Raw genomic sequence first — 26785 nt, forward strand, 5'->3', positions numbered from 1 at the left:
CCGCGCCGGCATTTTCAGCGAATGACGAACCGACCGTGCGTCAGGGTGTTTGCATAATCTGGTGACGACCGCTGACCGACCCGCTGCCGGTGCCCGCCGCGGCGTGAACCTGGCCCTGGCCACCTGGGTGTCGGTGATCAACTTCTGGGCCTGGAACCTGATCGGCCCGGTGGCGATGACCGACGCGGCGCGGATGGGGCTGGACAGCACCGAAGTCGGACTGCTGGTGGCCACCCCGATCCTGGTCGGATCACTGGGGCGGATGGTGGCCGGCCCGCTGACCGACCGGTTCGGTGGTCGCAGCATGTTCGTCGGGATCTCGGTGGCATCGATCATTCCGGTGTTGGCGGTGGGGTTGGCCGAACAGGCCGGCCGCTTCCCGTTGGTGCTGCTGTCAGCACTGCTGCTCGGTATCCCCGGCGCGGTGTTCGCGGTCGGAATCCCGTTCGCCAACAACTGGTTCGAGCCGGCCCGTCGTGGCTTTGCCACGGGCGTGTTCGGCATGGGCATGATGGGCACGGCACTGTCGGCGTTCTTCACCCCGCGCTTGGTGCGACGAATCGGGCTGGTGCACACCCACCTCATCATCGCGGCGGCGCTGGCGGTTACCGCCGTGGTCTGCCTGGCGGTGATGCGCAACGGGCCGTACTTCCAGCCCTACACCGACCCGGTGGCGCCGAAGCTGCTGGCGGCGGCGCGACTGCGGGTCACCTGGGAGATGTCGCTGCTGTACGCGGTGGTGTTCGGCGGATTCGTCGCGTTCAGCAACTATCTGCCCATCTACATCAAGACCATCTACGGGTTCTCGCAGATCAGCGCCGGAGAACGCACGGCGGCGTTCGCACTGGCCGCCGTGCTGGCCCGACCGGTGGGCGGAATGCTGGCCGACCGTATCGCACCCAAGTACGTCGTCTTGGCGTCACTGGCGGTTACTGCGGTGATGGCCGCTGTCGCCGCCCTCAAGCCCCCGCCCGATGTCTGGTCGGCGGTCACGTTCATCACGCTGGCCGTCGGGCTCGGTATCGGTACGGGTGGGGTGTTCGGGTGGGTGGCCCGCCGTGCGCCCGCCGGCTCCCTGGGGTCGATTACCGGAATCGTCTCGGCTGCAGGAGGATTAGGCGGATATTTCCCGCCGCTGGTGATGGGCGCCACGTACGATTCGGTACACAACGACTACACCGTCGGGCTGCTGCTGCTGGTGGTCACCGCCCTGGCGGCCTGTGCTTACACAGCGTTGCGGCTGCATGCTCGCGAACCGGCGGGCGCGACAGACGCTTAGCCTGGCGGTGATCACCTTCGACACAGGAGTGCAGGATGACGACAACCACCGACGGTACGGCCAAACCGCGACGCTCCAGGGCGTGGATCGCCGGAGCCGTGATCACCGCTCTGCTCGGGCTGTTCTTCGCCTTCGACGCCATCCCGAAGATCGCAGGCGTGTCTTTCGCCCGCGAAGGCACCGAAGCGCTGGGCTTCTCCCCGGACAAGACCGCGGTGATCGGCTGGGTTCTGCTGGTGTGTCTGATCGTCTTCCTGATCCCTCGCACCGCGGTACTGGGCGCGCTGGGCCTGACCGCCTACCTGGGCGGGGCGGTGACCATGAACCTGCACGCCGACAAGCCGCTGGCCGGCTTCGTGTTATCTGCGGTGTATGTCGGCGTGCTGATGTGGATCGGACTCATCCTGCGCCGGCCCGAACTGCTGCGGGTACTCGGGCTTCGGCGCAACTGAGCGGCTCAAGTTCGCGCCGGCAACCGGTCTAACAGCTCGGCGAGGAATCCGCCCGCCTCGCGCCCGGCCGCCTCGACGTCGCGTGCGGCGATCGCCTCCACCAAGCCTCGGTGCCGGATCTGGTCCGACTGAACCGGTTTCGCGATCGTCGTCGCCACACTGGCCATGACCACTGCGGTGAGCCCGCAGTACAGCTCGGTCAACACCGGATTGTGCGAGGAGCGGACCACGGCGAGATGGAAATCGGTGTCTGCCCGCACGAATTCGGCGTGCCGACCTTCCTGCTGGTAGCCGTCGCGGCGATCCAACAGTGTCTGCAACTCGGCCAGATCGGCCTCGGTGCGGGCGACTGCGGCCAGGCGTGCCCCCTCCACCTCCAGGCAGCGTCGCACCTGCAGCACGTCGCGCAGCTCAGAACCGCACAGCCGGCGTACGGCGCCGGACACTTCGCTGGTGGCGCGCACGTAGGTCCCGTCGCCCTGCCGGACCTCCAGGATCCCGCTGTGGGCCAGCGCCCGGACCGCCTCGCGCACGGTGTTGCGGCCCACGCCGAGCGCGTCGGCGAGCTCCGGCTCCGGGGGGATTCGTGAATCGACCGGCCATTCCCCGCCGGTCACCGAAGCACGAAGCTGTTCAATCACCTGATCTACCAAGCCGGTGCGGCGGGTGGTGACCAACGGCACAGCGTCCTCCTTTCATCCAATCATAGGATGTATGCGATCCTACTTCAGGTGACCCGCGTAGCGCGCACCGAAACACTCGGCCAGTACGAGCACGATCTTGAACTGGAACTCGAGGGCGCCGCCGAATTCCGTCCTGCGACGATGGCGGCCGGCGGCGCACTGCTGACCGTCGCGGTGGTGTTGACCGCACTGAACCTGCGCCCGGCGATCACCAGCGTGGGTCCGCTGCTCCCGGAGATGCGTAGAGCATTGGGCGCCTCGGACACCTGGGCCGGTGTCCTGACCACACTGCCAGGTTTGTGTTTCGCGGGAGCCGGGCTGGCCGCGCCGTGGTTGTCCCGGCGGATCGGATTGGGCCGGACGGTCTCGGCGGCGCTGCTGACACTCATTGCGGGACTGCTGATCCGGGTGTGCGACGGGCCTTTGGTCGTGCTCGGCGGAACACTGGTGGCGAGCGCCGGAATCGCGCTGATCAACGTGCTGATCCCAGTGATCATCAGGGGTTCGTTCCCGGCGCAGGTCGGGCTGATGACCGGGATCTACACCGCGGCGCTGCAAGGGGGAGGAGCGCTGGGCTCCGCGGTCACCCCGGTGCTCGACGACGTGCTGGGAGGCTGGCGATCGGCACTGGGTGTGTGGAGTGCGCTGGCCCTGCTGGCTCTGGCGGCATGGGTGGTGGGAGCCCGCGGATTCGAGCGGGCCGGCACCGCCGCACCCGCGGCCGCGACGAAACGCCGGTCGCTGTTGCGCAGCAAGCTGGCCTGGACCGTCACGCTGTTCTTCGGCACCCAGTCGTTCCTCGCCTACGTGGTGATCGGCTGGCTGCCCGAGGTGCTGATCGAGAACGGAATGAGCGACGCGCATGCGGGCTTGCTGCTCGGCTTGATCTCGCTGATCGCGGTGCCGATCAGTCTGATCGTCTCGCCGCTGGCCGCCCGTCGCGACAGCCAAAGCGGATGGATCGTCGGGCTGGGGGTGCTCGGCATCGCCGGAATGCTCGGTCTGCTGATCGCGCCCGCGGCCGCACCACTGCTGTGGAGCGTGCTGGTGGGCTTGGGAATGAGTGTGTTCTCGTTGGCGCTCACCGTGATTGCGCTGCGGGCCCGCGATGCGGAGGACACCGCGAGCCTATCCGGGATGGCGCAGGGCTTCGGCTACCTACTCGCCGGCGTCGGCCCATTCCTGTTCGGGCTGCTGCACCACGTGAGTGGCGGATGGACCGTGCCCTGGCTCATGATGCTCACGGTCTACCTGGTGCAGGTGCTGTCAGGCGCCTTGGCCGGACGCCAGCGCTTTGTCTAGCCCAGATCCCGAGATCAGCTCTGCCGCAACGACTCCGTGTCAATGACGAAACGGTAGCGCACGTCGGAGGCGAGCACCCGCTCGTAAGCGGTGTTGACGTAGTCCGGCTCGATCACCTCGATCTCGGGCCGCACGTCATGCTCGGCGCAGAAGTTCAGCATCTCCTGCGTCTCGGCGATCCCGCCGATCAACGACCCCGACACGCTGCGCCGCATCCGGACCAGCGGGCCCGGCGGCACCGCCAGCGCACTCTCCGGCATGCCCAGCTCCACCAGCGTGCCGTCCAGGGTGAGCAGGCCCAGGTACGCGCCCAGGTCCAGACTCGCCGAGACGGTGTTCAGGATGACGTCGAAGTTGTTGCGCAGCTTCTTGAACGTCTGCGGCTCGCTGGTGGCGTAGTAGTGCTCAGCGCCCAACCGCAGGCCGTCCTCCATCTTCTTCAGAGACTGGGACAGCACGGTCACCTCGGCGCCCATCGCGGTCCCGAGCTTGACGGCCATGTGGCCCAGGCCGCCCAGGCCGACGACCGCAATTCGCTTGCCGTGACCGACATTCCAGTGGCGCAGCGGAGAGTAGGTGGTGACACCGGCACAGAGCAACGGTGCGGCGGCATCCAATGGGACCTCATCCGGGATGCTCAGCACGTAGTTCTCGTCGACGACGATCGCGCCGCTGTAGCCACCCTGGGTGAGCTGGCCGTCGCGGCCGACGCCGCCGTAGGTTCCGACCATGCCGCCGCCGGTGCAGTACTGCTCATGGCCGGCCAGACAGCTGGGGCACTCGCGACAGGAGTCGACGAAGCAGCCGACACCGACGCGGTCGCCGATCTTGAACTTGGTGACCTGCGCACCCACCGCGGTCACCACGCCGGCGATCTCATGGCCCGGGACCAAGGGGTACTGCGGTCGGCCCCACTCGGCCTTGACGGTGTGGATGTCGGAGTGGCAGATGCCTGCGAAAGCAATGTCGAACGCGACGTCGTGCGGGCCGGGTTCGCGACGGGTGATGGTGGTCTTGGTCAGCGGCGCCTCTGGCGACGTGGCGGCGTAAGCGGAAACGGTGCTCATCGGTGAAATCTCTCTTCGCGGCTCGGCGTTTTTATATAGTCTAGCGAAGTAAATTGTGTGGTGGTCGTCTGCCCCTCGGCCTAAGCGCGACGGCGACGCGCGTTTGCCCAGCGTGAGGGCGGCGCCGGGGCCGTTAGGTAATCTTTGACACATTCATCTGCGGCGGGTGGTCAGCGCGAGGCGAGCGGCCCCGCGAAGAATCCATGGTGTTTGCCGTGCCATCACGGCGATGGCACGGTCCGACCGGCGCATCGAGGCCTGCGGGCCGGGGGTCGGCGTCGACGCCAGTTCTGCCTCGGCGGATCCGGCCGGCGGGCCGTTGCGATTGACCGCCAAAAGTTGCCAGCTGCCGGGAACGCCGCGAAGCTCGACGCTACCGCGGTCCTCGAAGCCGGTGCCCGAACCGACGACCAGGTCGCGCACGGTACGCGACACCAGAATCTCGCCCGCGCCGGCCTGGCCGACGATCCGCGCCGCGATGTGCACGGCCATGCCGGCGATGTCGTTGTCGATCAGTTCGCACTCACCGGTGTGGATGCCGACCCGGATCTCGATGCCCAGTGCTTCGGCGTCGGACTGCAATGCCTCCGCACAGCGGATCGCCTGCGTCGGGCCGTCGAACGTGGCGAGGTGACCGTCGCCGGTGCTTTTCACCACCGCGCCGCTGAATCGCTCCGTGAGCTCGGCGGTGATCTCACCGAAGCGTTGCAGCACCGCTCGCCACCGCTCGTCGCCGGTCGCCGCGGCGCGTTGCGTCGACGCGACGATGTCGGTGAACAAGACGGTGCGCAAGGCGCGGTGTGATTGCGCCGGCGCCGCATGGCTACCGGTGAGGAACTCTTCGACCTCCGTCAGGATCTTGTCCGGCTCGGTCAGAAAGGGTGCGTGATCCGTCCCCTCGACCTCGAGGTATCGCACTCCGGGGATATGTCCGGCGAGGTACCGGCCGCCCTGCACGGGCACCGCGGGGTCCTCGCGGGCATGGATGACCAAGGTCGGCGCCGTGAGGGTCGGCAGGATCGGCCGCACGTCGATCAGGAACGCCGCTTCGAAGGAAGCCCGCGCCATTCCCGGGCTGGCACACATGCGCTCGCACGCCGCGAGCTGGCGTAACGAGCGGACGGATGGGGCACTGATACTGGCGGTTTCGCCATTGCCCCACCCGGACCGGACCGTGCGGCCGGCTTGCTGAAGCGGGCGAGCTGCTCGATCGACGGCGTGTAGGCCTCACCCAATTCGGCAAGGAAGCGCGCCCGCAGCTCGGCCGGGTCTCGGTCCAGGTCGGCCCAGCCCTCGAAGCCCCAATACGCAACGGTGCCGGAAAGGATCAGCGCCCGCGTTCGCGTCGGCCATGTTGCCGCGAACATGATGGCGACCGGCCCGCCGTCACTCAGTCCGCACACCACGGCCTGTTCGAAACCGACCGTGTCCATGACCGCTTCGATCTCGGCCGCTCGTTCCTCCAGCGTGCGAACTTTCGGCACCGGGTCCGACAGCCCGACCCCGGCTTTGTCGAACCAGGCGATGCGACAGAACGTTCCGAGCTGGTCCATGAACGATTTGAATTGGGGGAGGGTCCAGGCCAGTTCGATGTGGGTGACGAACGGCCCGACGACGACCAGCTCGATCGGCCCATCACCGAATAGCTGATAGGCCAGGCTGAGATCGCCACACTTGGCGTATGACGTTTCCGGCACCGCATGAGCGTACTGCGGCCGGGGTTTTCCGTCGCCGAAAATGAAGTGGTCCGCGCCACGCCGATCACTCCAGCAATCAGCGGCCTCAATGGCAAAGATCAGCCGAATGAAAGCCTCTGCAGTGCAGTAAATTTTTGTTGTCTCACACCCGTAAGACGTGAGCGCGAGCGAATCCGGGTGACCAAGTACTGAGAGGTCCAGTGGGGCGTATGCGTTTACCGGTGCAAAAGCCTCGAGATCGTTCGATCGGCGTCTTGCGGCCTGCAAAACGATGTCGGTGCCGCGCGCTATCGTGCGCAACATGGTCACCTGCCCCAAAGTCGATCGCCTCGTCCTCTACAAGCACGGCATGGCCTTCGTGGGCCGCCGCGGGCCGGTGGACGGTGACTTCGCGCTGACGTTCCGCCGCGACGACATGAAGGACGTGCTGAAATCGCTGACGGTCGACGCCGCCGGGGGCAGCGCGTCGGTGGGCGCCGTCTGCTTCGACACGCCGACCGATCCGCGCACCGAGTTGGCTGACCGCAACCTGCTTCTGGACCCGGGTGAGGCACTTGTCGGCCTGCTCGCCGCGCTGCGCGGCCGTGCCGTCGAGGTGCACTGCGGCGAGCAGGCGCACCGCGGTGAAGTGATCGGTATGGACGATGCGGCCGGTGCGGGAAAGCACAGTCGACTGCTGGTGCTGCGCACGGAATCCGGTGCGGTCGCCCTGCTCGACCTTGCCGACGCCCGCCGCCTCGATGTGCTGGAACCCCAGTCGAAAGAGGACCTGGACTACCTGATCGACCGGTCCCGCGCCGCCACGGCGGGCCGCAATTGCGATGTCACCGTGCAGATCCGTGGCGCCTCCGAAGAGGTGCGGGTGTCCTACATCGTTGCCGCACCGATGTGGCGGGTGTCGTATCGGGCGATTCGCGACGGTGACACGGTGACGCTGGTCGCCACCGGCATCATCCACAACCCGATCGATGAGGACCTGACCGACGTCGAAGTGACTTTGACCACCGGACAACCGATTTCGTTCGACATCGATCTCTACCACGGCCGGCAGGTGCGGCGCGTGGTGGTGGAGGAAGACGAGCGCGTAGCGGTGCCCGGGCGGGGCTACGACGAGATGCTCATGGTCCCTCGGACGGGCGGCGCTGCCTCCATGATCGGCGCCGATGCGTACCAAGACGCCGCCGCTGATGTCGAAACCGCCGACCGCGGCGAGTATTTCGAGTATCGACTGGGCGCGCCGGTGTCACTGAAGCGGGGCGGGGCGGCGATGGTCCCGCTGGCCGTCGCGCCCGTCGAGGGGGCGCGTCGGGAGCTGGTGTGGCGCGATGATCGCGGTCTCGCTCCCGACATCGTGCTGGCGTTCACCAACACCACCGGCGTGGTGCTCGAAGAAGGCCCGGCGGTCATCTACGAGCAGGACGGCTATGCCGGAGAAGCCATGCTGGGCTTCACCGCCCGCGGTGCCGATGTGCGGCTGGCCTTCGCCAAGGATCTCGCGGTGCGCTGCCGCAGCTTTGCGACATTGCAGACCGTCACCACCCGGATCCGGCTGACCGCCGACGCCGTCGTCGAGGAACAGCGCTACGAGCGGCGGCACACCCTGCACGCCGAGAACGACCACGACGACCTGGTCGACGTGGTCTTCGAGTTGCCCTCGCGTTCACACCACACGCTCACCACGCAGGTCGGCGCCACCGACGCCGGCAACGACGGGGTGTGGCGCCGGTTCAGTGTCCCGGTGCCCGGGCACCAGGCGGTTGAGGCGACGGTGCTGGAGACCTGGCCGGCTTCCTCCACGATCGACTATGACGACCTGGAACCGGGCCAACTGGAGGAGTGGCTGGCCGGCCGCTCACTGGACGCGGCGACCGTCGACACGCTCTCTCGGGTGCTGGCGCACTGGGCCACCGCTCGCCGGCTGGAGGAGCAGCGCGAGCGAGCCGAAGAGCAGCGCGGCGAGGCCTACGCCGCGCAGAGTCGCATCGCCGAACAGCTGCGGGTGCTCGGCACCGACGGCGCCGAAGGTGAGCTGCGGGCCCGGCAGGTACGCGAACTGGAATCCCTGCAAGACCGGGTCAGTGCTGTGGACTCCGATGTGCAGCGGTTGCGCGACGAGGCCGACGCGGCCAGGCAACAGGCGTCGGCCGAACTGCAGCGGGTGATCGGGGAGGGGCCGGCTAATTGATCGGAGCACTCACCCAGTGCAGGTCGTCGACCACTCCGCGGGCGGCGATCGGCCCCTGCCCGGTCTGCCACACCTCGTTGTTGACCACGAACACTCGGCTGTCACGGGTGGCCGCCAGCCGGCGCCAGGAGACGCTGTCGAACACGGTGGCCGCCCGCGCCTTGGCCGCCGCTGAGGCGAATGACACGTAGACGATGTCGCCGTCGGCTGCCGAGAAGTCCGCACGGCCGGCCAGATCGCCCTCGCTCGCGCTGATCTCGATGTAGGGCTGGTCGGTGAAGCGCTGCGATGCCGGCCGGTCCACGCCGACGGCCTTGAGCACACTGGCGGCGAAGTTGGCCGCCCCGTACACCCGCACGCCATTGTCGGTGAGCGCAACCACCGACGCCTGGAAATGGGTGGCATCGCTGGCCTCACCGGTTTCGGCGGCGTTCTCACCGAACTTGTCGAGCACCGCATCAGCCGCGCCGCTGCGCGCGGTCGCGGCGCCGACAGCGCGCAGGTTGTCCTCCCATGCCGCGCCCGGCACCCCGGTGAACACGGTCGGGCCGATCGACGCCAGCGCCGAATAGTCGGGCGTCAGACCCTGCGCCCCCAGGATCAGATCCGGGTGCAGTGCGGCGATGGCATCGATGTCCGGATTGCTGCGGGTGCCCACGCCCGGCAGCTCGTGGACCACGGCGCCCAGGTATGACGGTTGACTCTGCGAACCGTCCGGCAACGCGGCCCCGACAATGCGGGACTGCAGACCCAGGGCACACAGCGCGTCGAGCTGATCACCGGAGAGCACCACGATGCGCTCCGGTTCTTCGGGTACCTCGGCGCCCGGTGGTTCCACGCCGGCCGCGTTGTGAACCGACCGCATCGGTGGTCCCGGGTCGATACGGGCCGGCTCTGCCGCGCACGACTCATCGGGCCGGCGGTCATTGCCGAGCACGCCGGCCCCGGCGACCATGGTCGTGGTGGTAGAAGTCGGCGCCGTTTCGGAACCCTCACCCGCGCAACCTGAAGCCGTGATCAGCATCACGGCCAGTGCTGCCACCGACACCGCCCGCCGGTCCGCCCAGGTCACGCGGTGACGTTAACACCCGCCGGCGGCGTGCCCGTCGCGGAGACGAATACGACAGTTTGTAGGAGGCCTATACCGGCGGGGCGACGCCCGGGGTTAGGATTCGACCCAAGTTCCCGGGATGCCCATGTTTGGAGGAATCTTGACCGCCGAAGCACCCCCGCGCGCAGAACTCGAGCCCACTCGGCCGTTTCCCCCGTTGATGGGCCCCAAGGGCGGTCTGCTCTACAAGATGGTCACGACCACCGATCACAAACTGATCGGCATCATGTACTGCGTCGCCTGCATGGTGTTCTTCTTCATCGGCGGCCTGCTGGCCCTGCTGATGCGCACCGAGTTGGCCGCCCCGGGCTTGCAGTTCCTCTCCAACGAACAGTTCAACCAGCTGTTCACCATGCACGGCACCATCATGCTGCTCTTCTACGCCACCCCGATCGTGTTCGGCTTCTCCAACCTGGTGCTGCCGCTGCAGATCGGCGCCCCCGACGTGGCGTTCCCGCGGATCAACGCATTCGCGTTCTGGCTGTTCGTGTGCGGCGGGACGATCGCACTGGCCGGCTTCATCACCCCCGGTGGCGCGGCCGACTTCGGCTGGACCGCCTACACGCCGCTGAGTGACGCGGTGCACTCGCCCGGCGCCGGCGCGGACCTGTGGATCGTGGGCCTGGCCGTCAGTGGTCTGGGCACCATCTTGGGCGGGGTCAACATGATCACCACCGTGGCCTGCATGCGGGCCCCCGGGATGACGATGTTCCGGATGCCGATCTTCACCTGGAACATCCTGGTCACCTCGATCATGGTGCTGATCGTCTTCCCGCTGCTGACCGCCGCATTGCTCGCCCTGGCCGTCGACCGCCACCTGGGCGGGCACATCTACGACTCCGCCAACGGCGGCGTGTTGCTATGGCAGCACTTGTTCTGGTTCTTCGGCCATCCCGAGGTGTACATCATCGCGCTTCCGTTCTTCGGGATCGTCAGCGAAGTGATCCCGGTGTTCGCCCGCAAGCCGATCTTCGGTTACGTCACCCTGGTCTACGCGACGATGAGCATCGCGGGCCTGTCGACCGCGGTGTGGGCGCACCACATGTACGCCACCGGCGCGGTGCTGCTGCCGTTCTTCTCGCTGCTGACCCTGATGATCGCCATCCCGACCGGGCTGAAGTTCTTCAACTGGATCGGCACGATGTGGCGGGGCCAGATGACGTTCGAGACACCGATGCTGTTCTCGCTCGGTTTCATCGTCACGTTCCTGGCCGGCGGCCTGACCGGCGTGATGCTGGCCAGCCCGCCGATCGACTTCCACGTCAGCGACAGCTACTTCCTGATCGCGCACTTCCACTACGTGCTGTTCGGCACCATCGTGTTCGCCACGTTCGCCGGCATCTACTTCTGGTTCCCGAAGATGACGGGCCGGTTGCTCGACGAGCGGTTGGGCAGGCTGCACTTCTGGTTGACGTTCATCGGGTTCCACACCACGTTCTTGATCCAGCACTGGCTGGGCAACATGGGTATGCCGCGCCGATACGCCGACTACCTGCCCACCGACGGCTTCCAGCCGTTCAACATCGTCTCCACTGTCGGAGCGTTCATTCTGGGCGCGTCGATGCTCGTCTTCACCTGGAACGTGTTCAAGAGCTGGCGCTACGGCGAGGTCGTCACGGTCGACGACCCGTGGGGCTACGGCAACTCGCTGGAGTGGGCCACCAGCTGCCCGCCGCCGCGGCACAACTTCACCGAGCTGCCCCGGATCCGTTCGGAGCGGCCGGCTTTCGAGCTGCACTACCCGCACATGATCGATCGGCTGCGTGCCGAGGCGCACGTCGGCCGTCATCCCGGCGACGAGCTGTACGAGCCCGCGCCGGTCTGATGAGCCCGTTGGGGGTGAGGCGGCACCGGGTCCGGTCCGGCAGCCGCCGCGGGTGAGCGCGCCCAAGGTGCCGGTGTTGATCACCGTCACCGGCGTCGATCAGCCCGGTGTGACGTCGGCGCTCTTCGAGGTGTTGTCGCAGTACCGCATTGAGCTGCTCAACGTCGAGCAGGTCGTGGTCCGTGGCCGGCTGACGCTGGGCGTGCTGGTGTCGGGGGCCCCGGAGGTGGCCGACGGAACGGCGTTGGCCGCCGAGGTCACCGCGGCCATCCACGGCGTCGGCCTGGATGTCACGATCGAACGCAGCGACGACGCGCCGATCATCGCCGTGCCGTCCACACACCGGATCGTGGTCCTGGGACGGCCGGTGGCGGCCGCAGCCCTCGGAGCGCTGGCTCGTGAGATCGCTGAGATCGATGCCAATATCGACATGATCAGGGGCGTCTCGGACTACCCGGTGACCGGTTTGGAGCTGCGGGTCTCGGTGCCTGCCGGTGCCGCGGGCCGGCTGCAGTTCGCGCTGAGCCAGGTCGCCGCGCAGCAGCGGGTCGATGTGGCATTCCAAGATGCCAGCCTGTCCCGCCGGACGAAGCGCCTCATCGTCTTCGACGTCGACTCCACCCTCATCCAGGGCGAGGTCATCGAGATGCTTGCTGCCCGCGCCGGCGCCGGAGACGCGGTCGCGGCGATCACCGAATCCGCCATGCGCGGCGAACTCGACTTCGCCGAGTCGTTGCACCACCGGGTGGCAACTCTCGCCGGCCTGCCCGCCGGTGTCATCGACGAGGTTGCCCAGCAGATCGAGCTCACACCGGGTGCGCGCACCACGTTGCGCACGCTGCGCCGGCTGGGTTTCAAATGCGGTGTGGTGTCCGGCGGCTTCCGGCAGGTGATCGCACCGCTGGCCGACGAACTGAAGCTGGACTTCGTCGCCGCCAACGAGTTGGAGATCGTCGATGGCAAGCTCACCGGCCGGGTGACCGGGCCGGTGGTGGACCGGGCCGGCAAGGCCGACGCGCTACGAGAGTTCGCCGAGCGGGCGGGCGTGCCGCTGGAGCAGACCGTCGCCGTCGGCGACGGCGCCAACGACATCGACATGCTGGCCACGGCAGGGTTGGGTGTGGCGTTCAACGCCAAGCCGGCGCTGCGCGAGGTGGCGGATGCATCGTTGAGCTACCCGTACCTGGACACGGTGCTGTTCCTCCTCGGTGTCACCCGCGCCGAGATCGAGGCCGCCGATGCGTACGACGGCGTGCTGCGCCGGGTCGAGATCCCTCCGGCCTAGCGGGCCAACCGGCACCCCGGTCGGTCACCACAGGGGCGGGATACGGCACCATAGGGCCGTGCCCGACACCGGACGCCCCGGCCCCTCCGCAGCGGCCGATCAAGACCTGCTGATCCACTTCGAGGGCGTTGCACTGCTCCGTGACGGACGCTCCCTGGTGGGACCGCTGGACTGGTCGGTCGAACTCGACGAACGCTGGGTGATCATCGGGCCCAACGGGGCCGGCAAGACGTCGCTGTTGCGGATCGCAGCCGCCACCGAACACCCGTCCTCGGGCGTGGCCTTTGTGCTCGGCGAACAGCTGGGACGGGTCGACACCACCGAGCTACGGGCCCGAGTCGGCCTGAGCTCCTCGGCGCTGGCGCAGCGGATCCCGGACAATGAAACCGTCCGCGACCTGGTCATCTCGGCTGGCTACGCAGTGCTGGGCCGGTGGCGCGAACGCTACGACACCATCGACCACGACCGCGCGGTCGACCTGCTGGAAAGCCTGGGTGCCGAGCACCTCGCCGACCGCACCTACGGCACGCTGTCCGAAGGTGAGCGCAAACGGGTGCTGATCGCCCGCGCGCTGATGACCGATCCGGAGTTGCTGCTACTCGACGAACCGGCGGCGGGCCTCGACCTGGGTGGGCGCGAGGAACTGGTCGCCCGGCTGGCCGATCTGGCCGCCGACCCGGACGCACCGGCGATCGTGCTGGTCACCCATCACGTCGAAGAGATTCCGGTCGGCTTCAGCCACTGCCTGCTGCTGGCCGAGGGCCGCACGGTCGCCGCCGGCCTGCTCAGCGATGTGCTGACCGCAGACAACCTGTCGGCCGCGTTCGGCCAATCGATCTCATTGGACGTCATCGACGGGCGGTACTTCGCTCGCCGGACCCGCGGTCGGGCAGCCCATCGGAGGCGCGCATGAACCAGTCCCAACCGCCGCCCCTGCCGACGCGGCCGGCTGCGACGGTGATGCTGGTGCGCGACGGGGACAGCGGACGCGGTCGCCTGGACGTGTTCCTGATGCGCCGTCATGCGGCCATGGAGTTCGCCGCGGGAGTGATGGTGTTCCCCGGTGGCGGGGTCGACGACCGGGACCGCAGTACCGAGATCGCCTGGGTCGGGCCGGAGCCCGCCTGGTGGGCGCAGCGCTTCGGCGTCGACGTCGAACTGGCCGCGGCGCTGGTGTGCGCGGCGGTACGCGAGACCTTCGAGGAGTCCGGGGTGCTGTTCGCCGGACCCATCGACGACCCGCGGCGCGTGGTCGCCGATGCGTCGGTGTACGCGGACTCCCGCCGCGAGCTGGCCGCCGGTGACCTGTCATTCGCCGACTTTCTGCGCACCGAGAACCTGGTATTGCACGCCGACCTGCTGCGGCCGTGGGCGAACTGGGTGACACCCGAGGCCGAGCGCACCCGTCGCTACGACACCTATTTCTTTGTGGCCGGGCTTCCGGTCGGGCAGCGCGCCGACGGTGAGAACACCGAATCCGACCGGGCCGACTGGATCACTCCCGAAGCCGCGATCGAGGATTTCGCGGCCGGGAACACTTTTCTGCTGCCGCCGACCTGGACCCAATTGGACTCGCTGGCCGGCCGCAGCGTGCAGGACGTGCTGGCGCTGGAACGCCAGATCGTGGTGACCCAACCCAGGTTGGCCCGCCACGGCGACAACTGGCAGATCGAGTTCTTCAACTCCGAGCGCTACAACGCGGCGCGGGGTACGCGGTGGCCCGGATGAGCGAATTCGTTGCGGTCCACACCTCATCCGAGACACCCGGGGTGGCCACCGTGGTGCTGTCGCGTCCGCCGACCAACGCCTTGACCCGGCAGGTCTACCGGGAGATCACCGACGCCGCGGCGGAGGTGTCGGCGCGTGACGACGTGGCCGCGGTGGTGTTGTTCGGCGGACACGAGATCTTCTGCGCCGGTGACGACGTGCCCGAGCTGCGCACCCTGATCGCCGTTGAGGCCGAGGGATTCACCCGAGTCCGCCATGAGGCCGTGCGGGCCGTGGCGGCAATCGGCAAGCCGACGGTGGCGGCCGTCACCGGCTACGCGCTGGGCAGCGGCCTGGCACTGGCGCTGGCGGCGGACTGGCGGATCAGCGGCGACAACGTCAAGTTCGGCGCCACCGAGATTCTGGCCGGCCTCGTTCCCGACGCTGCGGGGCTGACCCGGCTGACCCACACCATCGGCGCGAGCCGCGCCAAGGAATTGGCGTTCAGCGGACGGTTCTTCGATGCCGAAGAAGCGCTCGCACTGGGGCTGATCGACGACATGGTGGCCCCCGACGGGGTTTACGACGCGGCGCTCAAGTGGGCCGGCCGCTTCGTCGACGCCCCCGGACAGGCATTGGCCGCGATTAAGGCCTCGATTGACGGGAACTTCGACAACCCTTAAGCAGCGCTGGCCGCGCAACCTTGACAGTGAGCTAGATCACATTCTAGCGTCAGGTAGCAGGAATCGACATGTTGTACCGCGCTGCAAGCCCCTTGGTCGCCGCCGGAATCATCCTCGCCGGTGTCGTCGTCGGCGCCCCGCCGCAGGCGCACGCGGTGAGCGCGTTCGACATCCGGCTCACCGCCGAGGACATCACGCTGGATCTGGTGCGGCACGGGCAATCGACCGACGATCTCAACGGAATCCTCGGCACACTGCCGCCCGGTGCTCATCTCACCGCGCTGGGTGAACAACAGGCGGACGCCGTCGCCCAGGCCATACAGCAGGAGTACCCGAACGGCATCGCCGGGATCTACGCCTCCGAACTCGTCCGGACCCAGGAGACCGCGGTCCCGCTGGCCCAGGCGCTGGGGTTGGACGTGCAGATCCTGCCGGGGCTCAACGAGATCCCCGCCGGTCTCCTGGAGGGCAGCCCGCGGGATCTGCTTACCGAGATCGGCTATTTCGCGCCGATGGCCGCGTGGGTGCTCGGCTTTCCGCTCGTATCGGAGCCCGGCTCCATCAACGGGGTGCAGTTCGACGAGCAGGTCACCGGCGCTCTCGGCGCGATCTACAACAACACCATCGCCGGCGGCGGCCCGATGACCGATGTGGCGTATTCCAGCGGCGGGCCGATCGCCATCTGGGTGCTGATGAACGTCGACAACCCGCCGTTTTTGCTGCTGGTGCAGCAGCTGCTGGAAACGCTCGGTCCGCCGCCCAACGCGGGCCAGGCCATCCTTGAGGGCAACCCCACCGACGGCTGGACGCTGCTCAGCTGGGACGGGACAGCCGTCCCGCAGACCCCGGACCTGCTCACCGGACTGTTCGTCGACTTCCGTGACCTGATCACGGCGCCGCAGGTGGCGCTCTGGAACATCTACGAGGCACTCCTGGGCGGCGACCAGGCGGACATCACCGCGGCGCTGCAGACCGGATTCGACCAGGTGCTCACCGCGATAACCCAGTTCCCGCAGGCGGTGATCGACACCATCACCGGGGCTATGAGCGACACCGCCGGCGGCGCGCTGGCGTCGGTGGCGATCTAGCCACTACCAGCGGTCTCCGCGACGACGCGGCGAGGAGGGCCGGCCGCTTCGCGGAGGTGTTCGCGGCCGGAAGCAAAGCCACCGACACCGCACGTTAGTCCGCCACGCCGGAACAGCCTTGGGGCGATAACGGCATTTTTTCACGCTGTTATCAGCTAACGTCGCGTGACACGGCGAACTCGCTCGCCGTGCCGGCATTAGGAAGAGCCCATGCGACTTGTCACCCGGACCTGGACAACTGCTGCCGTCGCGCTGGTCGGAGCGGGCGCCGTCGCGGCGGCGCCGGTCACAATGCCGCTGCCCGGCACGACCACGGCCGAACTCCTGCTCGCCGCCCAGGACATCACTCTTGACCTGATACGGCATGGCCAGTCGGCGGACAACGCCGAGGGTGTCCTGGGCACCACACCGGCCGGTGCCGAGCTGACCGCGGTCGGACAGCAGGAGGCCGGCGACGTCGCCCCCGAGATCAGGGCGGCGTTCCCGGACGGGATCGACGGCATCTACGCCTCGGAGCTGATCCGGGCCCACGACACCGCACAGCCGCTGGCCGACTTGCTGAATATGGACATCACGACATTGGCCGGGCTCAACGAACTCAACGCGGGCTGGTTGGAGGGTCAGCCGCTCGACATGTTCACCCAGATCGGCTATGTCGCAGCCCCGCTCATGTGGATCATGGGGCAGTACTGGGTGCCACAACTGGGGTCCGAGGTGGACGTCAACGGGGCCGTGTTCAACGATCGTGTCAGCGACGCGATTGAAGCCATCTACGGCAATACCGTCGCCGACCCGGACGGCGCGATGACCAGTGCGGCGTTCAGCCACGCCGGGACGATCGCGATCTGGACTCTGATGAACGTCAAGAACCCCGACTTCGGGCTGGTCATCAACGAACTGATCAGCGTCGGCTATCCGGTGGCCAACACCGGCCAGGTCGTGATCGAGGGCAACCCCACCGACGGCTGGACGCTGGTCAGCTGGGACGGACATGAGGTGTCGGCCACCCCGGACCTGTTCACCGGGCTGTTCGTCGACTGGCGGGATCTGACCACGGCGCCGCAGATGGCCGCCTGGCACATCCTGGAGGCATTCCAAGGTGGCGACCAGGCGGATATCGCCGCCGCATTGCAGACCGGGTTCGGCGAGGTGGTCGCGGCAATCAGCGCGTTCCCGCAGGCGGTGATGGACACCCTGACCGGCGGGCTGAGCGCGTAGCGGCCGGGCGCCTATCGGCCCTGACGAACAACCCATTGACAATAGGGAAAACCTCAGATTATTCTCAGCGAAGAAATTGCGCTACGCCGCGTAGCGTAACGGAATCTGCCGCCGCTGAAGGAGTACGCCATGCGCCACACCCGCCCGTGGATCACCGCCGGAGTCGCCCTGGTCGGCGCCGGCACGCTGGCCCTCAACACTCCGGTCGTACCGATGAGCTCGCCGATGGCTGCCGTAGTGGCCATGCCCAACATCCAGCTGACCGCAGCGGACATAGTGCTAGATCTGGTCCGGCACGCGGAATCGACGGAGAACGTGACGGGCTTCATCGGGACGACGGCACCGGGTGCACACCTCAGCGCGGACGGCGTGGACCAGGCGGCCGCGGTCGCCCCGCTCATCCACGGGGCGTTCCCCGGGGGTATCGACGGGATCTACGCGTCGGACTTCTTCCGCACGCAAGAGACCGCAGCGCCGTTGGCTGCGCTGCTGGGGATGGACGTGACCCATCTGGCCGGGCTCGGCGAGATCAATGCCGGGATGTTCGAAGGAGAGACCGGCACCCTCCCGGGTCTGCTCTATCTGATGCCCACCATCGCGTGGATCTTCGGGCAGAACTGGGTGCCGATGCTGGGTTCGGACATCAACCCCAACGGGATGGCGTTCCAGGACAACTACGGTGACGCGATTCAGGCGATCTACAACACCAGCATCGCGGACCCCGACAGCACTGGGACCGATGTTGCGTTTTCCCATGGTGCGGCGATCTCCACCTGGGTGATGATGAACGTCACGAATCCCGATTTCGAGCTCTATTTCAAGTCGCTGCTCCAGGGGATTCTGCCCAACACCGGCCAGGTCGTGATCGAGGGCAACCCGACCGACGGCTGGACGCTGGTCAGCTGGAACGGCACCGAGGTGGCGGAGAACCCCGGCCTGCTCACCGGGCTTTTCGTCGACTTCCGTGACCTGATGGTCGCGCCGCAGATGGCCGGCTGGCACATCTGGGAGGCCATCGCGGGTGGCGACCCGGCCGACATCACCGCGGCGCTGCAGACCGGCTTCAACGACGTGCTCGCCGCCTTCGAAGCGTTCCCGCAGTCGGTGATCGACACCATCACCGGGGCCGCGGGCGACGCCGCCGGCAGCAGCGCCGGCGACGCGGTCGGAGACGCGCTGGCGTCGATCGCGATCTGAGCACACGGCCGAGGCCGGACGCAGCGGCAGCCCCGCTGCGCCGGCTTCGTATCAGGACGGCCTGAACCAAAGACGTCGAATTTGTGGAGAATTGGCATTGCTCAGCTGAGTCCAACGTGAGTACCGTGGGGAGTAGTCACATAGTCAACTCAGGGGGGTTGGACATGCAGCGACTTATTGGCTATCGGTGGGTCGCCGTGGGCATCGCGTTAGCCGGCGCCGGGATCGTCACCGCCACCCCGGTGTCGGCGCCACCGACCGCACGCACCTTCGACATCGCGCTGACCGCCGAGGACATCACGCTGGATCTGGTGCGGCACGGGCAATCGACTGACGACGTCAACGGCATTCTCGGCACGATGCCACCCGGTGCTCACCTGACCGACCTGGGCGAGCAGCAGGCGCACGACGTCGCCGCCGCCATCCAGGCGGAGTTCCCGGGCGGTATCGCCGGCATCTACGCTTCGGAGCTCGTCCGGACCCAGGAGACCATGGCCGCGCTGGCCCTTCTGCCCGGGATGCCCGACGTGCAGGTGCTGTCGGATCTCAACGAGATCCCCGCCGGAACCTTCGAAGGAGCGCCCCGCGACCTGATCACCGAAGCTAACTTTTTCCTGCCGATGGCTTCGTGGATCCTCGGCAACCTCTACGCCACGGAGCCCGGCACCAGCTACAACGGGGTGGTCTTCGAGGATCAGGTCAACGCCGCCGTCCAGACGATGTACGACAACACCATTGCGGGTGACGGCGCCACGACCGCTGTGGCGTCGTCCAGCGGTGGGGATATCGCCATCTGGACGCTGATGAACGTCAAGAACCCCGATATCTGGCCCATTCTGCAGACGGTGCTCGAAAACGGCGGGCCGCCCCCCAACGCGGGCCAGGCCATTCTTGAGGGCAACCCCACCGACGGCTGGACGCTGGTCAGCTGGGACGGTATAGCCGTCCCGGCGACCCCGGATCTGTTCACCGGATTGTTCGTCGACTACCGCGACCTGGTCTACACGCAGCAGATCGCGCTGTGGAACATCTGGGAGGCCATCCAGGGTGGTGATCAGGCGGACATCACCAGCGCGCTGCAGACCGGCTTCAACGACGTGGTCGCCGCGTTCCAGGCCTTCCCGCAGGCGGTGATCGACACCATCACCGGCGCCATGGGCGACACCGCCAGCACCAGTGCGCAGACGACGGGCGACTTGATCGGCGACGCGCTGGCATCCGTGGCGAGCTGAGCCCGAGAGGTGGGCCGGGCGCGGCGATAGCCCCCAGCGCCCGGCTTCGCCGCGTCGGCAACCAGGCTTTAGGCTGACCGATCATGAGTACGGAACCGACGCCGAACCCGCACGCCACCGCCGAAGAGGTGGAGGCGGCCCGCCACGACAGCAAGCTCGCCCAGGTGCTCTACCACGACTGGGAAGCCGAGCAGTACGACGAGAAGTGGTCGATCTCCTACGACGAACGCTGCATCGACTATGCGCGCGGCCGCTTCGACGTGATCGTGCCCGCCTCAGAACGGACCGGGTCCGCGCCGCTCTACGAGCGGGCGCTGGAGTTGGGCTGCGGCACCGGGTTCTTCCTGCTCAACCTGATGCAGTCCGGAGTGGCGCAGCGCGGGTCGGTCACCGACCTGTCGCCGGGCATGGTCAAAGTCGCCACCCGCAACGGCAAGGCCCTCGGCCTGGACGTCGACGGCCGGGTCGCCGATGCCGAAGGCATCCCGTACGAGGACAACACCTTCGATCTGGTGGTCGGCCACGCGGTGCTGCACCACATCCCCGACGTCGAGCTGTCGCTGCGCGAGGTGCTGCGGGTGCTCAAGCCCGGCGGGCGGTTCGTGTTCGCCGGCGAGCCCACCACCGTCGGCAACGGCTACGCCCGCCGGCTGGCCGACCTGACCTGGAAGACCACCGTCGCCGCGATGAAGCTGCCCGGGTTGGGCAGCTGGCGACGGCCGCAGGAAGAGCTCGACGAGAATTCGCGGGCGGCGGCCCTGGAATGGATCGTCGACCTGCACACCTTTGAGCCGAGCGACCTGGAACGGATGGCGGCCAACGCCGGTGCCGTCGAAGTGAGCACCGCCAGCGAAGAGTTCACCGCCGCCATGCTGGGCTGGCCGGTGCGGACGTTCGAGTCCACGGTTCCGCCGGGCAAACTCGGCTGGAAATGGGCGAGGTTCGCCTTCGGCAGTTGGACGGCGCTGAGTTGGGTGGACGCCAACGTGTTGCGCCGGGTGGTGCCGAAGGGCTGGTTCTACAACGTGATGATCACCGGGGTCAAACCGTCCTAGATTTTCGTGCCGACGACGTCGGTTACCTGAGCTCGGCGGTCGGCGACGCCGCCCTGGCCGAGGTTGCCGGGTTCGCGCTGACCGACGTCACGCGTGTCGCCGATATCGCCGCCCTGCGGGGCCGTTTCGGCGAGCGGACACCGGCACTGGTCGAGACCGTCCTGCTGCGCCGACGGGCGGTGGCCAAGCTGGCCGAGCTGCCCGCAACGTCGCGGTGGCTGTTCACCGACGAGGCGCTGCAACAGGCCAGCGCCGCACCGGTGGCGCGGCACCGGGCGCAGCGGATCGCGGCGGTCGCACCCGATGTCGTGGTACACGACGTGACCTGCTCGGTCGGCACCGAGTTGGCGGCGCTGTCCGAGGTGACCGATCGTGTGCTGGGCAGCGATCTCGACCCGATACGGCTGGCGATGGCGCGCCACAACCTGAGTGGGGTCGCGCTGGTCCGCGCCGACGCACTGGCGCCGGTCACCCGCGATGCGGTGGTGCTGGCCGACCCGGGCCGTCGTGGCGGTGGGCGGCGCCGTTTCGACCCGGCCGACTACCAGCCGGCCCTGGATCGGTTACTGGATGTCTACGCCGGCCGCGATATCGCCGTAAAAGTCGCTCCCGGAATCGATTTCGATAAAGTTGGGATGCTCGGTTTTCAGGGCGAGATCGAGGTCACGTCGTGGCGTTCCTCGGTGCGCGAGGCCTGCCTGTGGTCGCCCGGCCTGACCGGGGCCGGTGTGCGTCGCCGGGCCACCATCCTGGACCGCGGCGAGCAGATCACCGACGCCGACCCGGGGGACTGCGACGTGCGCTCGGCGGGACGCTGGATCATCGATCCGGACGGCGCGGTGGTGCGGGCCGGCCTGGTCCGCCAGTACGGGGCCCGGCACGGACTGTGGCAGCTCGACCCCGACATCGCCTACCTTTCCGGCGATCACCTGCCGGACGGGGTGCGCGGATTCGAGGTACTCGAGACGCTGCCGTACAGCGAGAAGCGCCTTCGGCAGGCGCTGGCAGCCCTCGACTGCGGCACCCTGGAAATCCTGGTCCGCGGCGTTGCCGTCGATCCCGACGTGCTGCGGCGGCGCCTGCGATTGCGCGGCGACCGAGCACTGTCGGTAGTCATCACCCGGCTCGGACATCGGGTGGCCGCGCGTGCGACGGCATTCATCTGCCGCGCGTCTCGCTGATCGCGACTCAATCGTCCTCGACGAGCCGCAACGCAAAGGAGGGGCAGGCCGCGACCGCCTGTTCCAACAGCTTGCGGTCCTCGACGCGAACATTCTCGTGGTGCACGACGACAACGCCGTCGTCTCCTACTTCGAAGACGGCGGGATGGATCGCCTCGCAAAGACCTCGGCGCAAGCCGTTTGGCCCGGCTGACTACTGGTGCGCGGGGTCGGGCCGACCTTCCTCGTAGGATTCGGTCACGTCCGGAGGTTCTCGGCATGAACCCGACATAAGGAGTGCAATGGCCCGGGCCGATGAGGGGCGAAATGAGGACGAGCGAGTGGGCTCGCCACCGACCGATCGGGTAGTCGCCGTCCTGGGTTTGCTCGCCGACCAGCGAGAACCGGATTCCGTCGCGTCGATCGCGTCGCGGCTGGAATTGAACCGTGCGACGGTGACTTCGATCCTGCTGACGCTGGAGCGGGCCGGATGGGTGGTTCGCCGGTCCGACCGCAAGTACACGCTGGGTCCCGGGCTGATGGGTGTCGCGAAGGCGGTCCGCGAACTGTGGGCCGTCTCGCCCGAATCCACCGCCACCATCGAGCAGCTCTCGGAGCGGGCGGGTTGCGGAGCGGCCCTCGCCATGGTGGGCGCCACCGAGTTGAGTTTTCTGACCGTGGTGGGCGGTCGAGGCCAGATTCCGGCCGCGGTCGGAATCGGGGTCCGTCTGCCTATCGTCGCACCGGTAGCTGCGGCGGTGATCGCGCACCGTGGTGTGCAGGCGCGACGGACTTGGCTGCGCACCGCGGAGAAAGCCCGGCGACCGTTCTTCGGCGATCTGCTCGACCAGGCCCAGCGCGATGGTGTCGTGGTGTTCGGTTTGGGGGCCACCGATCCAGCTGCCCTCGATGTGCTCGCCGAGGTCGCCGCGTTGCTCGCCGAACACCCCGGGCGGGCTGCACTTCGACAGCGGGTGTTCCAGCTGCTGACCGGGCTGGGCGGCAATGCTTATACCGCGGCGGAACTGGCTACTTCGGAATCCTTGTCGATCAGCTACCTGGCCGCACCGGTGTTCGACAAAGGCGAACCGGTCTACGAGCTGCAATTGGGGCCGCTGCGAGATCAGGTGAGCCCATCTGAGCGGGACCGCCTCATCCGGCAGATCCGTGCGACGGCGGAGCAGCTCAGTTCGTAGCGGGCGGCCGCCGAGCGGGATCGACAGCCACCTCGTCTGCCACCGGCGCGATTGCGTTCGTCTGCCGTCCGTCCCGGTGAGCGGCCCGGTAGGCTGTCGGCTTCGGGGCCATTCCTGCTTGCTGCGGCAAGTCGAGACAAAGCGAGACGAGCCGACAATGCGCATTGTGGTGGCCGCCCTGTTGGTGGGCGGGTCAGTAGGCGGCTGGCTGGGTATGTCCTCGGCGATCGCGGGTCCGCCCTGTGCCGAACTGGGTGGAACGATCGAGTCCGGGCAGCTGTGTCACGTCCACTCCTCGAACTCCAGCTACACCCTGGACATGAAGTTCCCGGTCGACTACCCCGACCAGCAGACGCTGACCGACTACCTGGTGCAGAACCGCGACGGGTTCCTGACGGTGGCCAAGTCGCCCGGCTCGCGGGACATGCCTTACGAGATGGACGCGACCTCCGAGCAGCACCGTTCGGGCCAGGCGCCCAAGGGAACCCAGAGCGTCGTGCTCAAGATCTTCCAGGATCTCGGCGGCCCGCAGCCGTCCACCTGGTACCAGTCCTTCAACTACGATCTGGCGACCCGTAAGCCGATCACCTTCGAGACGCTGTTCGCGTCCAACAGCAAGCCGCTGGAAGCGATCTTTCCGGTTGTGCAGCGCGACCTCGAGCGCCAGACCGGCGTGCCGGCGATCCTGATCTCGTCGGGTTCGGGGATGGACCCGACGCACTATCAGAACTTCGCCATCACCAACGAGGACGTGATCTTCTACTTCGCGCCCGGGGAGCTGTTGCCGATGAGCTCCGGTGCCACCTCGGTGAAAGTGCCGCGCACCGCGCTGCCGCCGCTCGCCGTCTGAACCCTCAGGCGATCGCAAGCGCGGCGGAGCCGCGCGAAGCGGGTCGCCGTCTGAACTCAAGCCGGGGCGAAGCTGAAGACCTGACCGGCGCTGGTGGTGACCACTACCCGCCGGTCATGGCCGACCGACACCCCCAGCGGGAACCCGCGCGATTCGGGCAGCGGATAGCTGTTGACGGTGTGACCGTCTTTCGGGTCGAACACCAGCAGCGACAAGCCGGCCGGGCCGACACTGGTACCGGAGACAACGGTGTAGCCGACCTTTCCGGCCAGGCTCGCCGAAGACAGCGGGATGGCGTCGTCGCGCCGCCACACCTGCTCGGCGTAGTCACCGCGGTCGGCGAAGGCCACCAGTTGCGTCTCGGGCCCGCCGCCGGAGACGATCAGCCCGCCGGGTGTCACCGCGGGCGGTGTTTGCGCCAGGAACTTCAGCGGCACCGACCATTTCGCCTTCCCGTTGGCGGCGTCGATCGCCCACAGCCGTTGGTCGCGTCCGTTGACGTAGACGGTGGAGCCGTCCGCGGACAGCACCGGGCTGGCCAGCACCCCGGTGGCGACCGCATCGCTGGTCCACTCCTGGGTGAGCAGGGGAGTGCCGCCCGGGTGGTACCTGATGCCGACGAGTCCGGACTCCTTGGCGCCCGGCTGCCACAGGCTCGTCACCACGGTGTTGCTCGCCGGTGAGAAGGCGGGTGCGGCGGCGACCGGGCAGTCCGGGCGGGCGGCGTCGCAATCGGACAGTCCGCGCCGGAAGTCGGTCGGGTCCACGCCGTCCACCAGGTCCAGCGGCGTGCCGACGACAGTGCCCCGGTGCGCGTCGAAAACCAGCACCTGACCCAGGTGGGTCACCACCAGCAGCAGGCTGTCACCGAGAATCCGCGGCGTCGACGGCATCCCGATCACCGGTGCCCGCCAGCGGATCCACTGGGTGGGCGGAAAGGACAGCATCGCTCCGGGCTGGCCGACATAGACGTTGTCGAAGCCGTCGACGAGCGGACCGAAGAAGCCGCCGCCCTGATGCAACCGGGTGCACCAGCGCTGCCTGCCGTGATCGGCGTTCTCCCATTGCATCAGCGAGCAACCGGCCTCGGTCTGTGCATTGAGCACCAGCCAGCCGTGAATGCCCAGCGCGGGACCGGCTCCCAGTTCGCCCTTGACCGAACGGGTCCAGTCCAATTGAAGATCCGTGGCCCCCGCGGTGGCGGAGTTGCTGCTGTTGGCGGCGTCGGCATACTGGGCGGGCCAGCCGGGCGCGGGGGCGGCGTCCACCCACGAATCGGTGTTGGCGCAGCCGCCCAGCGCCCACGCCATCGATGTCACCGCGATGGCTGCCAGGACACCACGTCGCCGCAACACAGTGGCAGTCCCCAATCATCGGCAGGGCAGTGAACGAGTCCAGGTGAGGGTAGCGCGTGGGCGAAACCCGCTCGCGTAGGCTTTCCGGCCATGACGACCATGTGGGGTGCTCCGATCCACAAACGCTGGCGTGGTTCGCGTCTGCGGGATCCGCGCCAGGCCCGCTTTCTCACGCTGGCCTCGCTGCGCTGGGTGCTGGCCAACCGCGCCTACACCCCGTGGTATCTGGTGCGTTACTGGCGGCTGCTGAAGTTCAAGCTGGCCAACCCGCACATCATCACCCGCGGCATGGTGTTCCTGGGCAAGGGCGTCGAGATTCAGTCCACCCCGGAGCTGTCCGAGCTGGAGATCGGCCGCTGGGTGCATATCGGCGACAAGAACACCATCAGGGCCCACGAGGGGTCGCTGCGGTTCGGTGACAAGGTGGTGCTGGGTCGCGACAACGTCATCAACACCTATCTCGACATCGAGCTCGGGGACTCGGTGCTGATGGCGGACTGGTGCTACGTCTGCGACTTCGACCACCGGATGGACGACATCGACATGCCGATCAAGGACCAGGGCATCATCAAGAGCCCGGTGCGGATCGGTCCGGACACCTGGATCGCGGCCAAGGTCACCATCCTGCGCGAGACCAGCGTCGGCCGCGGCTGCGTGCTGGGCGCCCACGCGGTGGTCAAGGGCGTCATCCCGGACTACTCGATAGCGGTGGGTGCCCCGGCCAAGGTGGTCAAGAACCGCAAACTGGCGTGGGAGACCTCTGCCGCCGAGCGGGCCGAGCTGGCCGCCGCGCTGGCCGACATCGAACGCAAGAAAGCGGCGCGCTGACGCTCGCCGTCTCCTGATTCGGCCAAGATCGCCGGCCTCGCCGACGCCGCTGGAGCCCGCCCCTGCCCGAGTGCGGGCGCTGCGGCCCGCCCGCTGCACGGCGGATGCGCGCCGGCGCCCGGCAGGTACCGTGGACGAGAAAGCGCACGCAGAAAACCGGAAGTAATGGAGGGATTTTGCAGAATTCCGCCGGAATCACAGAAGAGCGGACCTCGGAAAAGCGCCGGAACCCGGAGAAGGGTTATATCGCATTACTCGGCTGGAGTTTGAACGCCATTGATGCGGTGGACCGTTTCGACCGCCGGTATGTGGTCGTTGCACCGGACTGGG

General features: G+C 67.7%; 23 protein-coding genes and 1 pseudogene. 18 read left to right on the plus strand and 6 right to left on the minus strand.

Annotated features, from left to right (window positions below; genetic code table 11):
- Positions 1-61: 61 nt before the first annotated feature.
- Complete coding sequence (locus tag ACZYY4_RS07005; protein ID WP_463808907.1) at positions 62-1279, plus strand: MFS transporter; 1218 nt, start codon at positions 62-64, stop codon at positions 1277-1279.
- A gap of 35 nt (positions 1280-1314) precedes the next feature.
- Positions 1315-1731 carry a DoxX family protein gene (locus ACZYY4_RS07010; protein WP_463808909.1) on the plus strand — a complete coding sequence of 139 codons (417 nt, stop codon included), beginning with the start codon at positions 1315-1317 and terminating at the stop codon, positions 1729-1731.
- A gap of 5 nt (positions 1732-1736) precedes the next feature.
- Here the strand turns inward: ACZYY4_RS07010 and ACZYY4_RS07015 are convergent, their stop codons facing one another.
- A complete protein-coding gene (locus ACZYY4_RS07015; RefSeq protein WP_463808910.1) occupies positions 1737-2414 on the minus strand; it encodes a FadR/GntR family transcriptional regulator in 678 nt (225 codons plus the stop codon).
- Between the two features lie 141 nt (positions 2415-2555).
- Here ACZYY4_RS07015 and ACZYY4_RS07020 point away from each other — a divergent pair, with 141 nt between their 5' ends.
- Positions 2556-3716: a CynX/NimT family MFS transporter gene (locus ACZYY4_RS07020; protein WP_463808991.1), complete on the plus strand. Its 1161-nt coding sequence runs from the start codon at positions 2556-2558 to the stop codon at positions 3714-3716.
- Positions 3717-3730: 14 nt separating this feature from the next.
- Here the strand turns inward: ACZYY4_RS07020 and ACZYY4_RS07025 are convergent, their stop codons facing one another.
- Positions 3731-4783, minus strand: a complete 1053-nt coding sequence (locus ACZYY4_RS07025; protein ID WP_463808911.1) for an NAD(P)-dependent alcohol dehydrogenase — start codon at positions 4781-4783, stop codon at positions 3731-3733.
- A gap of 153 nt (positions 4784-4936) precedes the next feature.
- Positions 4937-6480, minus strand: a pseudogene (locus ACZYY4_RS07030) (adenylate/guanylate cyclase domain-containing protein).
- A gap of 301 nt (positions 6481-6781) precedes the next feature.
- On the opposite strand from ACZYY4_RS07030, the gene ACZYY4_RS07035 reads away from it, so the two are divergent.
- Complete coding sequence (locus ACZYY4_RS07035) at positions 6782-8665, plus strand: hypothetical protein (RefSeq protein WP_463808912.1); 1884 nt, start codon at positions 6782-6784, stop codon at positions 8663-8665.
- Here ACZYY4_RS07035 and ACZYY4_RS07040 read toward each other — a convergent pair.
- Positions 8658-9689, minus strand: a complete 1032-nt coding sequence (locus ACZYY4_RS07040) for an iron-siderophore ABC transporter substrate-binding protein (RefSeq protein WP_463808992.1) — start codon at positions 9687-9689, stop codon at positions 8658-8660. The genes ACZYY4_RS07035 and ACZYY4_RS07040 overlap by 8 nt on opposite strands.
- Before the next feature lie 187 nt (positions 9690-9876).
- Between ACZYY4_RS07040 and ctaD the strand changes: the two genes are divergently transcribed.
- From ctaD to ACZYY4_RS07095, 11 genes are all read left to right on the plus strand, one after another.
- Positions 9877-11601 (plus strand): aa3-type cytochrome oxidase subunit I, encoded by a 1725-nt coding sequence (gene ctaD / locus ACZYY4_RS07045; protein ID WP_463808913.1) that lies wholly within the window; start codon positions 9877-9879, stop codon positions 11599-11601.
- Between the two features lie 52 nt (positions 11602-11653).
- Positions 11654-12886: a phosphoserine phosphatase SerB gene (serB, locus tag ACZYY4_RS07050; RefSeq protein ID WP_463808914.1), complete on the plus strand. Its 1233-nt coding sequence runs from the start codon at positions 11654-11656 to the stop codon at positions 12884-12886.
- Positions 12887-12944: 58 nt separating this feature from the next.
- Complete coding sequence (locus ACZYY4_RS07055; RefSeq protein ID WP_463808915.1) at positions 12945-13799, plus strand: ABC transporter ATP-binding protein; 855 nt, start codon at positions 12945-12947, stop codon at positions 13797-13799.
- Complete coding sequence (locus ACZYY4_RS07060) at positions 13796-14614, plus strand: NUDIX hydrolase (protein ID WP_463808916.1); 819 nt, start codon at positions 13796-13798, stop codon at positions 14612-14614. The genes ACZYY4_RS07055 and ACZYY4_RS07060 overlap by 4 nt, the downstream gene beginning before the upstream one ends.
- The gene (locus ACZYY4_RS07065) at positions 14611-15276 is read left to right on the plus strand and encodes an enoyl-CoA hydratase (protein WP_463808917.1); all 666 of its coding nucleotides are present in this window, start codon (positions 14611-14613) and stop codon (positions 15274-15276) included. Before ACZYY4_RS07060 ends, ACZYY4_RS07065 begins: the two co-directional genes overlap by 4 nt.
- Before the next feature lie 68 nt (positions 15277-15344).
- Positions 15345-16364, plus strand: coding sequence for a histidine phosphatase family protein (locus ACZYY4_RS07070; RefSeq protein ID WP_463808918.1), 1020 nt, complete (start codon positions 15345-15347; stop codon positions 16362-16364).
- 210 nt (positions 16365-16574) lie between these two features.
- Positions 16575-17582, plus strand: a complete 1008-nt coding sequence (locus ACZYY4_RS07075) for a histidine phosphatase family protein (protein ID WP_463808919.1) — start codon at positions 16575-16577, stop codon at positions 17580-17582.
- A 129-nt stretch (positions 17583-17711) separates the two neighbouring features.
- Positions 17712-18779 carry a histidine phosphatase family protein gene (locus ACZYY4_RS07080; protein ID WP_463808920.1) on the plus strand — a complete coding sequence of 356 codons (1068 nt, stop codon included), beginning with the start codon at positions 17712-17714 and terminating at the stop codon, positions 18777-18779.
- Between the two features lie 164 nt (positions 18780-18943).
- Positions 18944-20011: a histidine phosphatase family protein gene (locus ACZYY4_RS07085; RefSeq protein WP_463808921.1), complete on the plus strand. Its 1068-nt coding sequence runs from the start codon at positions 18944-18946 to the stop codon at positions 20009-20011.
- 83 nt (positions 20012-20094) lie between these two features.
- On the plus strand, positions 20095-21066 hold the full coding sequence (locus ACZYY4_RS07090) for a methyltransferase domain-containing protein (RefSeq protein WP_463808923.1): 972 nt from the start codon (positions 20095-20097) through the stop codon (positions 21064-21066).
- Positions 20982-22247, plus strand: coding sequence for a THUMP-like domain-containing protein (locus ACZYY4_RS07095; protein WP_463808994.1), 1266 nt, complete (start codon positions 20982-20984; stop codon positions 22245-22247). The genes ACZYY4_RS07090 and ACZYY4_RS07095 overlap by 85 nt, the downstream gene beginning before the upstream one ends.
- Before the next feature lie 7 nt (positions 22248-22254).
- Here the strand turns inward: ACZYY4_RS07095 and ACZYY4_RS07100 are convergent, their stop codons facing one another.
- On the minus strand, positions 22255-22353 hold the full coding sequence (locus ACZYY4_RS07100) for a hypothetical protein (RefSeq protein WP_463808995.1): 99 nt from the start codon (positions 22351-22353) through the stop codon (positions 22255-22257).
- 175 nt (positions 22354-22528) lie between these two features.
- Between ACZYY4_RS07100 and ACZYY4_RS07105 the strand changes: the two genes are divergently transcribed.
- Both ACZYY4_RS07105 and ACZYY4_RS07110 read left to right on the plus strand, forming a co-directional pair.
- Positions 22529-23422, plus strand: a complete 894-nt coding sequence (locus ACZYY4_RS07105) for a helix-turn-helix domain-containing protein (protein WP_463808924.1) — start codon at positions 22529-22531, stop codon at positions 23420-23422.
- A gap of 157 nt (positions 23423-23579) precedes the next feature.
- A complete protein-coding gene (locus tag ACZYY4_RS07110) occupies positions 23580-24272 on the plus strand; it encodes an esterase (RefSeq protein WP_463808925.1) in 693 nt (230 codons plus the stop codon).
- Between the two features lie 56 nt (positions 24273-24328).
- Here the strand turns inward: ACZYY4_RS07110 and ACZYY4_RS07115 are convergent, their stop codons facing one another.
- On the minus strand, positions 24329-25582 hold the full coding sequence (locus ACZYY4_RS07115; RefSeq protein WP_463808926.1) for an outer membrane protein assembly factor BamB family protein: 1254 nt from the start codon (positions 25580-25582) through the stop codon (positions 24329-24331).
- A gap of 135 nt (positions 25583-25717) precedes the next feature.
- Between ACZYY4_RS07115 and ACZYY4_RS07120 the strand changes: the two genes are divergently transcribed.
- A complete protein-coding gene (locus ACZYY4_RS07120; protein ID WP_463808927.1) occupies positions 25718-26455 on the plus strand; it encodes an acyltransferase in 738 nt (245 codons plus the stop codon).
- Positions 26456-26785 lie beyond the last annotated feature (330 nt).

The organism is Mycobacterium sp. IDUB_21 (assembly GCF_055419425.1).

Excerpts from the sequence above, each read along its gene's own strand:
- ACZYY4_RS07010 (WP_463808909.1), top strand. The coding sequence starts at position 1,315 with ATGACGACAACCACCGACGGTACGGCCAAACCGCGACGCTCCAGGGCG.
- ACZYY4_RS07020 (WP_463808991.1), top strand. The coding sequence starts at position 2,556 with ATGGCGGCCGGCGGCGCACTGCTGACCGTCGCGGTGGTGTTGACCGCA.
- ACZYY4_RS07025 (WP_463808911.1), bottom strand. The coding sequence starts at position 4,783 with ATGAGCACCGTTTCCGCTTACGCCGCCACGTCGCCAGAGGCGCCGCTG.
- ACZYY4_RS07035 (WP_463808912.1), top strand. The coding sequence starts at position 6,782 with ATGGTCACCTGCCCCAAAGTCGATCGCCTCGTCCTCTACAAGCACGGC.
- ACZYY4_RS07040 (WP_463808992.1), bottom strand. The coding sequence starts at position 9,689 with ATGCTGATCACGGCTTCAGGTTGCGCGGGTGAGGGTTCCGAAACGGCG.
- ACZYY4_RS07060 (WP_463808916.1), top strand. The coding sequence starts at position 13,796 with ATGAACCAGTCCCAACCGCCGCCCCTGCCGACGCGGCCGGCTGCGACG.
- ACZYY4_RS07065 (WP_463808917.1), top strand. The coding sequence starts at position 14,611 with ATGAGCGAATTCGTTGCGGTCCACACCTCATCCGAGACACCCGGGGTG.
- ACZYY4_RS07070 (WP_463808918.1), top strand. The coding sequence starts at position 15,345 with ATGTTGTACCGCGCTGCAAGCCCCTTGGTCGCCGCCGGAATCATCCTC.
- ACZYY4_RS07075 (WP_463808919.1), top strand. The coding sequence starts at position 16,575 with ATGCGACTTGTCACCCGGACCTGGACAACTGCTGCCGTCGCGCTGGTC.
- ACZYY4_RS07080 (WP_463808920.1), top strand. The coding sequence starts at position 17,712 with ATGCGCCACACCCGCCCGTGGATCACCGCCGGAGTCGCCCTGGTCGGC.
- ACZYY4_RS07085 (WP_463808921.1), top strand. The coding sequence starts at position 18,944 with ATGCAGCGACTTATTGGCTATCGGTGGGTCGCCGTGGGCATCGCGTTA.
- ACZYY4_RS07090 (WP_463808923.1), top strand. The coding sequence starts at position 20,095 with ATGAGTACGGAACCGACGCCGAACCCGCACGCCACCGCCGAAGAGGTG.
- ACZYY4_RS07105 (WP_463808924.1), top strand. The coding sequence starts at position 22,529 with ATGGCCCGGGCCGATGAGGGGCGAAATGAGGACGAGCGAGTGGGCTCG.
- ACZYY4_RS07110 (WP_463808925.1), top strand. The coding sequence starts at position 23,580 with ATGCGCATTGTGGTGGCCGCCCTGTTGGTGGGCGGGTCAGTAGGCGGC.
- ACZYY4_RS07115 (WP_463808926.1), bottom strand. The coding sequence starts at position 25,582 with ATGGCGTGGGCGCTGGGCGGCTGCGCCAACACCGATTCGTGGGTGGAC.
- ACZYY4_RS07120 (WP_463808927.1), top strand. The coding sequence starts at position 25,718 with ATGACGACCATGTGGGGTGCTCCGATCCACAAACGCTGGCGTGGTTCG.